The organism is Streptomyces sp. NPDC048353 (genome assembly GCF_055587165.1).
Map to the genome: position 1 here is coordinate 1,112,124 of NZ_JBVJGU010000002.1, position 12,702 is coordinate 1,124,825.

Annotated in this window: 10 protein-coding genes; 5 read left to right on the forward strand and 5 right to left on the reverse strand. The window is 71.0% G+C overall.

Going from position 1 to position 12,702, the window contains the following annotated elements:
* Window positions 1-108: 108 nt before the first annotated feature.
* The gene (locus ACZ6RC_RS10445) at window positions 109-933 is read right to left on the reverse strand and encodes a YhjD/YihY/BrkB family envelope integrity protein (protein WP_453613858.1); all 825 of its coding nucleotides are present in this window, start codon (window positions 931-933) and stop codon (window positions 109-111) included.
* A 118-nt stretch (window positions 934-1,051) separates the two neighbouring features.
* Entirely contained in the window at window positions 1,052-1,693 is a 642-nt protein-coding gene (locus tag ACZ6RC_RS10450; protein ID WP_391139131.1) for a TetR/AcrR family transcriptional regulator, read from the reverse strand.
* Between the two features lie 313 nt (window positions 1,694-2,006).
* Here ACZ6RC_RS10450 and ACZ6RC_RS10455 point away from each other — a divergent pair, with 313 nt between their 5' ends.
* From ACZ6RC_RS10455 to ACZ6RC_RS10470, 4 genes are all read left to right on the forward strand, one after another.
* Window positions 2,007-2,960 (forward strand): tetratricopeptide repeat protein, encoded by a 954-nt coding sequence (locus tag ACZ6RC_RS10455; RefSeq protein WP_391139667.1) that lies wholly within the window; start codon window positions 2,007-2,009, stop codon window positions 2,958-2,960.
* 585 nt (window positions 2,961-3,545) lie between these two features.
* Complete coding sequence (locus tag ACZ6RC_RS10460; RefSeq protein ID WP_391139129.1) at window positions 3,546-4,190, forward strand: DUF6230 family protein; 645 nt, start codon at window positions 3,546-3,548, stop codon at window positions 4,188-4,190.
* Between the two features lie 114 nt (window positions 4,191-4,304).
* Window positions 4,305-4,922: a DUF6114 domain-containing protein gene (locus tag ACZ6RC_RS10465; protein ID WP_391139127.1), complete on the forward strand. Its 618-nt coding sequence runs from the start codon at window positions 4,305-4,307 to the stop codon at window positions 4,920-4,922.
* Window positions 4,912-6,258 (forward strand): hypothetical protein, encoded by a 1,347-nt coding sequence (locus ACZ6RC_RS10470; protein WP_469580693.1) that lies wholly within the window; start codon window positions 4,912-4,914, stop codon window positions 6,256-6,258. The genes ACZ6RC_RS10465 and ACZ6RC_RS10470 overlap by 11 nt, the downstream gene beginning before the upstream one ends.
* Window positions 6,259-6,346: 88 nt before the next feature.
* Here ACZ6RC_RS10470 and pyk read toward each other — a convergent pair whose 3' ends face one another.
* The 3 genes from pyk to pta all read right to left on the reverse strand — a co-directional run bounded on the left by pyk (window position 6,347) and on the right by pta (window position 11,210).
* Entirely contained in the window at window positions 6,347-7,777 is a 1,431-nt protein-coding gene (pyk, locus tag ACZ6RC_RS10475; RefSeq protein WP_391139122.1) for a pyruvate kinase, read from the reverse strand.
* A 74-nt stretch (window positions 7,778-7,851) separates the two neighbouring features.
* Complete coding sequence (locus ACZ6RC_RS10480) at window positions 7,852-9,126, reverse strand: acetate kinase (protein WP_469580696.1); 1,275 nt, start codon at window positions 9,124-9,126, stop codon at window positions 7,852-7,854.
* Window positions 9,123-11,210, reverse strand: a complete 2,088-nt coding sequence (gene pta / locus ACZ6RC_RS10485; RefSeq protein WP_469580699.1) for a phosphate acetyltransferase — start codon at window positions 11,208-11,210, stop codon at window positions 9,123-9,125. The genes ACZ6RC_RS10480 and pta overlap by 4 nt, the downstream gene beginning before the upstream one ends.
* A gap of 255 nt (window positions 11,211-11,465) precedes the next feature.
* Here pta and ACZ6RC_RS10490 point away from each other — a divergent pair, with 255 nt between their 5' ends.
* A complete protein-coding gene (locus tag ACZ6RC_RS10490) occupies window positions 11,466-12,491 on the forward strand; it encodes an ATP-dependent 6-phosphofructokinase (RefSeq protein ID WP_391139116.1) in 1,026 nt (341 codons plus the stop codon).
* Window positions 12,492-12,702 lie beyond the last annotated feature (211 nt).

Consider the following 12,702-nt stretch of genomic DNA (forward strand, 5'->3'; position numbering starts at 1 on the left):
GCGCGGCCGGCCCTCCGCCAGGCCGGTCGCCCGCCCACCTTCCCGCCCGGCCGCCCGCGCGGCCAGCCCGCCGGTCCGGTGCGAGGCCGTGCCCGCCGAGGGAGACCCCTACGCCCGTCGGGCGGCGCGGCGCTCCTCGTAGAGGCGGCCGACGACCGCTCCGAGGTGGATGACCACGCCCACCGCCACCAGCCACGACATGATGATCATGACGACGCCGATCGGGCCGTACTTCTCGCTGTTCTCCACGATCGCCGACGAGAAGAAGAGGGAGGAGAAGAGCCCGAGCCCGGTCCAGCACAGGGCCGTGACCACGGCGGCGGGCAGCAGGGCCCGCCACCGCACGGCGCGCGCGAGCAGGATGTACATGGTCGCCCACCAGAAGCAGGTCGCCGCGGCGATGCCGAACGTGCCCTGGAGCAGCGGTTGGCCGAGGGCGCGGCCGACGACGGTCTGCGTGGCGGCGTAGCCGATCAGCAGCCCGATCCAGCACAGCTGCGCCGTGAGGTCACGCCAGCCCCGGCGCGGGACGTCGAAGAGCCTCTTGTACCAGCCCTGCAGGGTGCCGGCGACGGCCTCGGCGCCGATGAGCAGCATGGCGGCGCTCGCCACCGTGAGGGAGCCCGGGTCCTCGCCGTCCACGAAGAGCGATGCCACGGCCTGGGCCGCCTCGTGGTCGAGCCCCAGCCAGACCGCGATCGAGGCGGCCGCGTCCCGCCCGGCGGCGGCCGTGACGACGATGAGGAAGGGGAAGAAGCACAGCATCGCGAGCGCGGCGAGCTGGAAGCAGTTGCCGAGGAAGTCGAGCGCGGAGAGCCGGCTCCACATCTCGTTCGCCTGGCTCTCCCGGAAGCGCCGGGTGGCGGCCCGCCGTCGCTCGTCCAGGGCTTCCCTGCGCGGCCCGTGTCCGCGCGGGCTGTCACGGCCTGTCATGGGGTCAGTTAAGCGGCTCTCCGCCCGGATCCGCCGCATCTGCCGTACGCCGGGACTGGTCACCGGACGTCCCGCCGCCGCCGGCCCGGGTGGTGGCGGTCGGTGGGGTGACGGTGGGTCAGGCGGAGGCGGCGGCCTCGCCGAGGCCGCCGATCAGGAGCGCGGACAGGCGCCGCACCCACTCCCCGTCGACCGGCTCCGCGCTCACCAGGGCCCGGTGCACCACCGCCCCGGCGATCACGTCGAAGATCAGGTCGTCGGTCGCGTCCATCGCCACGGGGTCGCGGTCGGCGGGCAGTTCGCCCCGCTCCTGGGCGCGCTGGCGGCCCTCCAGGACCAGGCGCTTCTGCCGGTCCACGATCGACGCCCGGATGCGCTCGCGCAGCGGCGCGTCGCGGGTGGACTCGGCCACCACCGCCATGAGGGCCGTCTTCGTCTCCGGCCGCTCCAGGAGCGCCGCGAACTGCAGCACCACGTTCTCGATGTCGGCCCGCAGGCTGCCCAGGTCCGGGAGTTCGAGCTCGTCGAAGAGGACGGCGACGGCGTCGACGACCAGTTCGTTCTTGTTGGCCCACCGGCGGTACAGCGTGGTCTTGGCGACCCCCGCCCTCGTCGCCACGTCCCCCATCGTGAGCTTGGACCAGCCCAGCTCGACCAGAGCGGCGCGCGTCGCCTCCAGGATGGCCGTGTCGGCCTCGGGGGAGCGCGGACGGCCGGGACGTCCCGCGGCGCGGGGTCGGGGGCTGGTACGGCTGCACATGGGCATGGACCATACCCGCCGGTAGGTCTTGCGCCAGAGGGTGGTGATGTGAGCCAGTTCACCGAGGCCGTCTTCCCTCGGCCGCCGTTGTGCAGTTACGCTACGACCTGTAGCGAAAGGCTTTGAGCGGCCCCAGCGACAACCACGAGCGCCGGGTGGGGACCCGGTGCGATGTACACCGCAGACACAACGAAGAACCGTGTCGTCCGTACGTCTCGCACACCGGCGGGAGACCTGCGGACGGCACGGTTCAGCCATGGCTTACCGGTTACGCGCGCGGAAGGGGGAGGATGTACCCATGCAGCCCCGAAACATGTCCATGAGCGGCGTCGTCGACCTCGCCGCGGTGAAGGCGGCCGGAGAGGCCAAGGCCAAGGCGGAGCAGGCTCGCGCCGATGCCGCCCGGCAGGGTGGCCCGACGGCCGTCACCCCTTCCGCCCTGGTGATCGACGTCGACGAGGCCGGCTTTGAACGCGATGTCCTGCAGCGCTCCGCCGAGGTCCCGGTCGTCATCGACTTCTGGGCCGAGTGGTGCGAGCCGTGCAAGCAGCTCGGCCCCCTGCTGGAGCGGCTGGCCGTCGAGTACAACGGCCGGTTCCTCCTGGCCAAGGTGGACGTCGACGCCAACCAGATGCTGATGCAGCAGTTCGGCATCCAGGGAATTCCGGCCGTTTTCGCGGTGGTCGCCGGTCAGGCGCTGCCGCTCTTCCAGGGTGCGGCCCCCGAGGCACAGATCCGGCAGACGCTCGACCAGCTGATCCAGGTCGGCGAGGAGCGCTTCGGTCTCACCGGCATCGCCGTGGACCCCGAGGCCGGCGCGGCCGCCGAGTCGGCCCCGGTGCCGGCCGGTCCGTACGACGCCCTCCTCGAAGCGGCCATGTCCGCGCTGGACGCGGGCGACCTGTCCGGCGCGGTCCAGGCGTACAAGAACGTGCTGAGCGACGATCCGGCCCACCCGGAGGCCAAGCTGGGCCTGGCCCAGGCCGAGCTGCTGGCGCGGGTGCAGGACATGGACCCCCAGCAGGTCCGGAAGAACGCGGCCGACAACCCGGCCGACGTGGACGCGCAGATCGCCGCCGCCGACCTGGACCTGGTGGGCGGTCACGTCGAGGACGCCTTCAGCCGGCTGGTCGACGCGGTGCGGCAGACCGCGGGCGAGCAGCGGGACGCGGCGCGGCTGCGGCTCCTGGAGCTCTTCGAGGTGATCGGCCCCGAGGACCCGCGGGTGACCGCGGGCCGGCAGGCCCTCGCGCGGGTGCTCTTCTGACCTCCGTCCGGCCCTGAGGGCCGGGCCGATTTGGCGACACAGTGACATAACGCGGCCGCGCTTTACCAAAACTTGGTAAACGCGGCCGCTGTTACTTGCAGTAAATCGAACCCGACGGTCTGTCCGGGTTTCAACCTCATCCTCCTGATGTACTGAGCCTGTCAACCACACCCTGTGTGCCCGGCCGACATCGCCCTGTCGTGGGCGGGTTATCAGGCCGTTACTAGCGAGTAACGAGCCCCCTTGTGCCCCGGCCCGTAATGGACCACGATCGGCGACGCTCGGTCCGATACCGCACCAGCCCGGCAACCACCCGGGTCCGCGGCGAGGGTCCCCACCGAGTCGGCCGGCGGCAGTGGCGCCGGCCGTGGACAGGGGGGTTCCTGCCCTCACCGGCAGGGCCTGTCCAAGCGGTTGCGCGCAAGGCGTGGCCAGTGGTTGTCGCTCGGGGGTGATCGCCGGTGATTCGGACGCGCATCGTGCCCGATGGGCCGGCGCCTACCTTCCCGAGGACGTAGCACTTCTCCCATCCCAGGACGGGCCCCGGCCCTTCCGGAGATGTACGTCCGAGAAGGAGGAATTCTCATGAAGTCCCAGGTTCGTGGCGGGACCAGATGGAAGCGGTTCGCCGTCGTCATGGTGCCGAGTGTGGCCGCGACGGCCGCCATCGGTGTCGGCCTGGCCCAGGGCGCGCTGGCCGCGTCCTTCAGCATCTCCGGCCAGGAGTTCAAGGTTAAGGCCGACAGTCTTGTCGGCAAGGACTTCGTCCAGTACGGCAGCGTGGCGTCCGGCAAGGACCTGCACGGCAAGCCGTTCGCGGCTCCGGTCGCCGTCTCGGGCTTCTCCGAGGCCTGGATCACCAACATGTGCCAGTCCGTCGTCACTCCGGACGTGCCGTTCATCGGCAACGTCTCGCTGGAGCTGCGCGCCGGCACGGAGGACAAGAAGCCGGTCTACGCGAAGGGCATCTACCTCGATGTCTCCTCGCTGAAGGCGGACGCCGAGTTCGGCAACATCGACATCGGCGTCGCGGCGGGCCAGCTTCCGAAGAAGGACGGCAAGCCGGGTATTCAGCCGAACACCCAGGCGAACCCGTACGGCTTCTCCCAGCGCGCCGAAGACGCGACGCTGACGGGCGTGGAGCAGACGGCGTGGGCGACCACCGCCGCGACCTTCAAGCTTCCCGACCTGAAGCTGAAGCTGCACAAGGGCACCAAGGAGTGCTTCTAGGAGTAGTCCTCCTCGATGGACGGGGCCGTTCCGTGCGGCCCCGTCCGTTCCGGGGGATTCGCTCTCCCTTTCACCACTCTTCTCAGCAACACCGCTTCCAGGGAGCTGTTTTCCATGAGCGCCGAGTCCACTGGTTCCCGCGGATTCCACTACTGGCGGCTGCGTTTCCGCGCCTGGCGGGGCAACCGCCCGTTCTGGGGCGGCCTGTTCACCATGATCGGCGGTGTTCCGATCGCGTATCTGCCCTACGGCGACATGCGACTCGGCAACATGACGCTCGCCATGGCGACCACGGCCGGCGCCGGAGCACTGATCATCGGCGTTCTGCTGATCACGCTCGGCCTGACGATGTGGTTCCAGCCCGTCGTCCGGGTGTTCGCGGGCGTCGCGGCGATCGTCCTGGGGCTCGTCTCCATCCCGGTCTCGAACTTCGGCGGCCTCGTCGTCGGGTTCCTGTGCTCGCTCATCGGCGGCGGACTCTCCGTCTCCTGGGCCCCGGGCGTACCGGTGGAGCAGTCCGCCGGACAGACCGAGGCCGAAGCCGCCACGCACCAGCACGAGTACGACGGTCCGCCGCTGGGCGCCGAGGGGGACGAGGGCCGCTACGCCTTCGGCACCGTCACGGTCCCGGAGCAGCGCGCCGGTCAGGAGCCGGACCCGCTGCCGGGCCCCGGTGCGCAGGCGACCGAATCGACGATCGACGCCAACGGCGGGAGGAACAGTGCGGGGTGACGAAACAGGGTCGGCGCAGTCGGCGACGGCTGCCGGCGACGCCACTCTGGCGAGGAGGGGTCCGCGGCACGCGGCTCCGCGCAAGTCGCTGCTGAACAAGATCCAGGGACCCGCGGGCAAGGCGATGGCCCTGGCGGCCATGCCGACGGCGGTCCTCATGGGCATGGGCATGGCGCCCAAGCTCGCCCTCGCCGACGAGAAGGACATCCCCTTCGCCCCCGGTCCGTGCGTGACCCGCTCGGACGAGCCGGTGGACGAGGAGTCGAAGAAGCCGTCCGAGAAGCCCGAGCCCACGCCGAGCGCGAGCGCGAGCCGGACACCGGCGCCCGACGCGACGTCCGGCCCGGAGACCGGCGAGGAGCAGGAGAAGCCCGCACCGGACACCGGCACCCCGGCCGACGACGCCCCGAAGACCGGGACCGCCGGCACCGGGCCCGCGAAGACCGGGGCCGAGCAGGACGCCGCCCCGCAGCAGCCGGCCCCGGCCCCCACCCCCACCCCGACGAAGAGCGTCAACCCGCTCGACCCGCTGGGCCTCGGGGACAAGATCAAGGACTTCTTCGACGGTCCGGACGCCACGCCCACCGGCACCCCGTCGCCGACGGCCACCACCCCGGCCGAGAAGCCCACGACGGCTCCGACCACCGCTCCCGCCACCCCGCCGAAGAAGGACACGGCGCCCGAGCCCGACGCCCCGGACGCGCCCGACGCGCCGGTCGACAAGACCAAGGACGCGATCAAGGAGGCCGCCGACAAGGCGGGCGCCGAGGTCAAGGAGCTGCCGGAGGACGCCAAGGGCCTCGACGCCAAGAAGGACGAGGACATACCCGACGGCGCCAAGCCGCGCTTCCCGTGCCCGGAGGCCGACCCCGAGGCGCTGGCGGCGGCGGAGCTGGAGCCCGGCATCCCGCTGCTCCCGGACGAGCCCTGGAAGCTGAACAGCACGATGCTGACGCTCAAGGGCCTGAAGTACCACGGCATCGTCGAGGTGAAGACCGGCAGCGGCAAGATCAAGAAGGTGCTGAAGTTCACCGCGAGCGACGGTGTCGACATCAAGGACCTGCACCAGCGCACGGTGCACTCCGAGGGTCACACCGGCCACGTCCGCTCGGACAAGGGCTCGACGTCGACCATCCGCAACGGCACGGTGACCATGTACACGGAGCAGCTGAAGGGCAACCTCTTCGGTCTGATCCCGATCACCTTCAACCCGCAGAGTCCGCCGCCGCTCGATGTGCCCTTCGCCTTCTTCACCGGCGTCGAGGTCATCCAGGCGGGCCAGTTCGGCGGCACGCTCAAGGTGCCCGGCCTGCGTAACACGATCGAGGCGAGCTGACCGCCCGTACCACCCGCGGCCGCACGCGACGAGGCCCCCGTCCGACTCCGGACGGGGGCCCTCGTCATGGGCGCGGACGGGCCGCGCGTCAGTCGCGCTGCCGGCCGCCGAGGTGGTGCACCCGGACCATGTTGGTGGTGCCGGGGACGCCGGGGGGCGAACCGGCGGTGATGACCATGGTGTCGCCCTCGTTGTAGCGCTGGAGCTTCAGCAGCTCCGCGTCGACCAGGTCGACCATCGCGTCGGTGTTGTCCACGTGCGGGACGACGAAGGACTCGACGCCCCAGCTCAGCGTGAGCTGGTTGCGGGTGCTCTCGTCCGTCGTGAAGGCCAGGATCGGCTGGGCCACGCGGTAGCGGCACAGCCGACGGGCGGTGTCGCCGGACTGGGTGAAGGCGATGAGGGCCTTGCCGCCGAGGAAGTCCGCGATCTCGCAGGCCGCGCGGGCTACCGAGCCGCCCTGCGTCCGGGGCTTCTTGCCCGGTACGAGGGGCTGCAGGCCCTTGGAGAGCAGCTCCTCCTCGGCCGCGACGACGATCTTCGACATCGTCTTCACGGTCTCGATCGGATAGGCGCCGACCGAGGACTCCGCCGACAGCATGACCGCGTCCGCGCCGTCCAGGATCGCGTTGGCCACGTCGGAGGCCTCCGCGCGCGTGGGGCGCGAGTTGGTGATCATCGACTCCATCATCTGGGTCGCGACGATGACCGGCTTGGCGTTCCGGCGGCACAGCTCCACGAGGCGCTTCTGCACCATCGGGACCTTCTCCAGCGGGTACTCCACGGCGAGGTCGCCACGGGCCACCATGACCGCGTCGAAGGCGGCGACGACGCCCTCCATGTTGTCCACGGCCTGCGGCTTCTCGACCTTGGCGATGACCGGGACCCGGCGGCCCTCCTCGTCCATCACCTTGTGGACGTCCTTGACGTCGTCGGCGTTGCGGACGAAGGAGAGCGCGACCATGTCGCAGCCCATGCGGAGCGCGAAGCGGAGGTCCTCGACGTCCTTCTCGGACAGAGCCGGGACGTTCACCGCCGCGCCGGGCAGGTTGATGCCCTTGTGGTCGGAGATGACACCGCCCTCGACGACGATCGTCTTGACCCGGGGGCCCTCGACCTCGACGACCCGCAGCTCGACGTTGCCGTCGTTGATCAGGACCTGGTCGCCCTTGGACACGTCGCCCGGCAGACCCTTGTACGTGGTCCCGCAGATGGACTTGTCACCCGGGACGTCCTCGGTGGTGATGGTGAACTCGTCACCGCGCACCAGCTCGACCGGGCCCTCCGCGAAGGTCTCCAGCCGGATCTTGGGGCCCTGGAGGTCGGCGAGCACGCCCACGGCGCGGCCGGTGTCCGCCACCGCCCTGCGGAGACGGTCGTACCGCTCCTGGTGCTCGGACTGGGTTCCGTGGCTCATGTTGAATCGGGCCACGTTCATGCCGGCCTCGATGAGAGCCTTCAGCTGCTCATACGAGTCGACGGCGGGGCCCAGCGTGCAGACGATTTTGGAACGGCGCATGAGGCGGATCCTATCGGTTTGTTTCGCTGCGGAATATTCCGGCTGGTGGAAAGTACAAATGGGCGGGGGGCCGCTCAGGCGTTCACTTCCCCGCGCACCAGTGCGTAGCTCTGCCGGGCGATCTCCAGCTCCTCGTCGGTCGGCACCACGGCGACCGCGACCCGCGCGTACTCCGGCGAGATCAGCCGGGCCTCGTCGGACCGGGCGGCGTTCAGGCCGGCGTCCACCGCCAGGCCCAGCTCTTCCAGGCCGGCGATGGCAGCTTCCCGTACGGGGGCCGCGTTCTCGCCGACACCCGCCGTGAAGACCACCGCGTCCACCCGCCCGAGTACCGCGTAATACGCCCCGATGTACTTCTTCAGCCGGTGGATGTAGACGTCGAAGGCCAGCGTCGCCCGCTCGTCGCCCTCGTCGATCCGCCGGCGGATCTCCCGCATGTCGTTGTCGCCGCACAGGCCGACGAGACCGCTCCGCTTGTTGAGGAGCGCGTCCACGTCGTCGTCGGACATCCCCGCCACCCGCTTGAGGTGGAAGGTGACCGCCGGGTCGACATCGCCCGAGCGGGTGCCCATGACCAGGCCCTCCAGCGGGGTGAGGCCCATCGAGGTGTCCACGCACCGGCCGCCCCGGACGGCGGAGGCCGAGGCTCCGTTGCCCAGGTGGAGCACGATCACGTTCACCTCCTCCGGCGTCTTGCCCAGCAGCCGGGCGGTCTCGCGGGAGACGTAGGCGTGCGAGGTGCCGTGGAAGCCGTAGCGGCGGATGCGGTGCGCGTCCGCGGTCTCCACGTCGATGGCGTACCGGGCGGCGTACTCCGGCATCGTCGTGTGGAAGGCGGTGTCGAAGACCGCGACCTGCGGCAGGTCGGGGCGCAGCGCCCTCGCCGTACGGATGCCGGTGAGGTTGGCCGGGTTGTGCAGCGGCGCCACGGGGACCAGCCGTTCGATCTCCGCCAGCACCTCGTCCGTGATCACGGTCGGCGCGCTGAAGCGCAGCCCGCCGTGCACCACCCGGTGGCCGATCGCGGCCAGTTCCGGGGAGTCGAGGCCCAGGCCGTCGGCCGCCAGCTCCTCGGCCACCGCCCGCAGCGCGGCCGCGTGGTCGGCGATGGGGCCGGTCCTCTCCCGCCGTACGCCGCCGCCACCCTGGAGGGGGGTGTGCAGGAGCCGGGAGGTCTCCTCGCCGATCCGCTCCACCAGGCCCACCGCGAGCCGCCCGCCGTCGCGCATCTCCAGGAGCTGGTACTTCACCGACGAGGAGCCGGAGTTGAGGACGAGGACCCGGGTGGCGTGAGGTTCCGGGCGGGTCTCGTCCAGGTGCGGGGGGATGGGTGACGGGCGGGCGGTCATGCGGAGGGCTCCTGTACCTGGGACTGGATGGCCGTGATGGCGACCGTGTTGACGATGTCGCTGACGAGCGCGCCGCGCGAGAGGTCGTTCACGGGCTTGCGCAGGCCCTGCAGGACCGGTCCGACGGCCACGGCGCCGGCCGAACGCTGCACGGCCTTGTAGGTGTTGTTGCCGGTGTTGAGGTCCGGGAAGATCAGCACGGTCGCCTGCCCGGCGACCTCCGAGCCGGGCAGCTTGGTGGCGGCGACGGACGGTTCGACGGCGGCGTCGTACTGGATGGGGCCCTCGATCCGCAGTCCGGGGTGGGTCTGCCGGACGAGCTTCGTCGCCTCCCGGACCTTGTCGACGTCGGCGCCGGTGCCCGAGGTGCCGGTGGAGTACGACAGCATCGCGATGCGGGGTTCGACGCCGAAGCGGGCCGCGGTCGCCGCCGACTGGACGGCGATGTCCGCGAGCTGCTCCGCGTTCGGGTCCGGGTTGACCGCGCAGTCGCCGTAGACCAGGACCTTGTCGGCGAGGCACATGAAGAAGACGGAGGAGACGATCGAGGCTTCCGGCTTGGTCTTGATGATCTCGAAGGCGGGGCGGATGGTCGCCGCGGTGGAGTGGACCGAGCCGGAGACCATGCCGTCGGCCAGCCCCTCCTGGACCATGAGCGTGCCGAAGTAGTTCACGTCCGACACCACGTCGTAGGCGAGTTCCGCCGTCACGCCCTTGTGGGCGCGCAGTTCGGCGTACTTCGCGGCGAAGGTGTCGCGCAGCTCGGAGGTGTGCGGGTCGATGAGCTGCGTCGACGGCGAGGAGAGGTCGATGCCGAGGTCGGCGGCCTTCTTGCGGATGACCTCGATGTCGCCGAGGAGCGTCAGGTCGCAGACGTCCCGGCGCAGCAGTACGTCGGCGGCGCGCAGCACCCGCTCCTCGGTGCCCTCGGGCAGTACCACCCGGCGGCGGTCGGCCCGGGCCTGTTCGAGCAGGTCGTGCTCGAACATCATCGGGGTCACGCGGCCGCTGCGGGCGACCGAGATCCGCTTCACCAGGTCGGCGGTGTCCACGTGCCGCTCGAAGAGACCGAGCGCGGTCTCCGCCTTGCGGGGCGTCGCCGCGTTCAACTTCCCTTCCAGGGAGAAGAGTTCGGCGGCGGTGGGGAAGCTGTTGCCCGGCACCGAGACGACCGGGGTGCCGGGGGCGAGCCGGGCGGCCAGGGTCAGTACGGCTTCGGTGGGCCGCTCGTCGAGGGTGAGGAGCACGCCGGCGATGGGCGGGGTGCCGGCCGAGTGGGCGGCGAGCGCCCCGACCACGAGGTCGGCGCGGTCCCCGGGGGTGACCACCAGGCAGCCCGGAGTCAGCGCGTTGAGGAAGTTCGGCAGCATGGCGCCGCCGAAGACGAAGTCGAGGGCGTCCCGGGCCAGGCCCGCGTCGTCGCCGAGCACGACCGAGGCGCCGAGGGCGTGGGTGATCTGGGAGACGGTGGGGGCGGCGAGGGCCGGCTCGTCGGGCAGGACGTAACAGGGCACGGGCAGCCGGGCGGCGAGCCGCTCGGCGATGACCGCCCGGTCGTCCGCGGCCACCCGGTTGACGACCATCGCGAGGACGTCGCAGCCGAGCACCTCGTAGGCCCGGAAGGCGTTGCGGGCCTCGGCCCGTACGGACTCGGGGGGCTGGCCCTTGCCGCCGACGACCGGGATCACGGCGGCGCCGAACTCGTTGGCCAGGCGCGCGTTGAGCGACAGCTCGTCGGGGAGCTGGGTGGCGGCGTAGTCGGTGCCGAGGACGAGCACGACCTCGTACTCGCGCGCGACCGCGTGGAAGCGGTCGACGAGGACGGCGACCAGCTCGTCGGTGCCGCGCTCCGCCTGGAGCGCGGCCGCCTCGTGGTAGTCCATGCCGTAGACGGTCGCGGCGTCCTGGGAGAGGCGGTAGCGCGCCCGCAGCAGATCGAACAGGCGATCGGGACCGTCGTGCACCAGGGGTCGGAACACCCCCACCCGGTCCACCTGGCGGGTCAGGAGCTCCATGACTCCCAGCTCGACGACCTGCCGACCGTCGCCGCGGTCGATCCCGGTCACGTACACGCTCCGCGTCACGCCGTGGTCTCCTGTCCAGTCCTGTCAACCGAGTGTGCTCGGAACATCCGATAGGGCGGCAATGCCCTCTTGACAATACCTCCGCGGGTGGGTAGGGCGCCCGCCGGACGAAAGGCCTGTAAGAGGGGACGAAAGGCCCTCCCGACCGTCTGCCCCGGGGACGCGCGGAGCAGTCGCGAGCGTCGCCGCGGGGCCCGGCGTGGGACAATCGAAGGCGCTCACACGTACCGCTACCCGAGCAGGAGACACAGCACGATGCGCATCGGAGTTCTCACCGCAGGCGGCGACTGCCCTGGCCTGAACGCAGTGATCCGGTCGGTCGTGCACCGCGCGCTCACCGGTCACCACGCCGAAGTCATCGGTTTCGAGGACGGGTTCAAGGGTCTCCTCGACGGTCACTTCCGCCCCCTCGACCTCAACGCGGTCAGCGGCATCCTGGCCCGGGGCGGCACGATCCTCGGCTCGGCACGCCTGGAGCGCGCCCGGCTGGCGGAAGCCGCCGCCTCCGCGCCCGAGTTGGCCAAGGAGTACGGCATCGACGTGCTCATCCCGATCGGCGGCGAGGGGACGCTCACCGCCGCCCGGCTGCTCTCCGAGGCGGGCATGCCCGTCGTCGGCGTCCCGAAGACGATCGACAACGACATCTCCTCCACCGACCGGACCTTCGGTTTCGACACCGCCGTGGGCGTCGCGACGGAGGCCATAGACCGTCTGAAGACCACCGCCGAGTCCCACCAGCGGGTCATGGTCGTCGAGGTGATGGGCCGTCACGCCGGCTGGATCGCGCTGGAGTCCGGTATGGCGGGCGGCGCCCACGGCATCTGCCTGCCCGAGCGCCCCTTCCAGATCGACGACTTGGTCAAGATGGTCGAGGAGCGCTTCGCGCGCGGCAAGAAGTTCGCGGTCGTCTGCGTCGCCGAGGGCGCGCACCCCGCCGAGGGCTCCATGGAGTACCAGAAGGGCGAGATCGACCAGTACGGCCACGAGCGTTTCCAGGGCATCGGCAACCGTCTCGCGGTCGAGCTGGAGCGGCGCCTCGGCAAGGAGGCCCGGCCGGTCATCCTCGGTCACGTCCAGCGCGGTGGCACGCCGACCGCGTACGACCGCGTCCTCGCCACCCGCTTCGGCTGGCACGCGGTGGAGGCGGCGCACCGCGGCGAGTTCGGGCGGATGACGGCGCTGCGCGGCACGGACATCCACATGGTGCCGCTCGCCGAGGCCGTGACCCGGCTGAAGACGGTGCCGGAGAGCCGGATGTCGGAGGCCGAGTCGGTCTTCTGACCCCGACGGCCGTGATCCGGCCACGGGGGTACGGCCCCGATCGCCACCCCCGCGGGCGATCGGGGCCGTTCGGTACGTGACCGAGACGTTTCGGCCTTCGAACGGAATTGCTGATTTCCACTCTTGAGTCGAACACCATCATCAACAAGGCTTGCGCCTGTCCCGGACATGTCCCAACTCCGTCCGGGCACGTCCGATGGCCGGTTCCGGG

What these genes read in the sequence shown, in the direction of transcription:
- ACZ6RC_RS10445 (WP_453613858.1), bottom strand. Translation starts at nt 933, where the DNA reads ATGACAGGCCGTGACAGCCCGCGCGGACACGGGCCGCGCAGGGAAGCC.
- ACZ6RC_RS10450 (WP_391139131.1), bottom strand. Translation starts at nt 1,693, where the DNA reads ATGTGCAGCCGTACCAGCCCCCGACCCCGCGCCGCGGGACGTCCCGGC.
- ACZ6RC_RS10455 (WP_391139667.1), top strand. Translation starts at nt 2,007, where the DNA reads ATGTCCATGAGCGGCGTCGTCGACCTCGCCGCGGTGAAGGCGGCCGGA.
- ACZ6RC_RS10460 (WP_391139129.1), top strand. Translation starts at nt 3,546, where the DNA reads ATGAAGTCCCAGGTTCGTGGCGGGACCAGATGGAAGCGGTTCGCCGTC.
- ACZ6RC_RS10465 (WP_391139127.1), top strand. Translation starts at nt 4,305, where the DNA reads ATGAGCGCCGAGTCCACTGGTTCCCGCGGATTCCACTACTGGCGGCTG.
- pyk (WP_391139122.1), bottom strand. Translation starts at nt 7,777, where the DNA reads ATGCGCCGTTCCAAAATCGTCTGCACGCTGGGCCCCGCCGTCGACTCG.
- ACZ6RC_RS10480 (WP_469580696.1), bottom strand. Translation starts at nt 9,126, where the DNA reads ATGACCGCCCGCCCGTCACCCATCCCCCCGCACCTGGACGAGACCCGC.
- ACZ6RC_RS10490 (WP_391139116.1), top strand. Translation starts at nt 11,466, where the DNA reads ATGCGCATCGGAGTTCTCACCGCAGGCGGCGACTGCCCTGGCCTGAAC.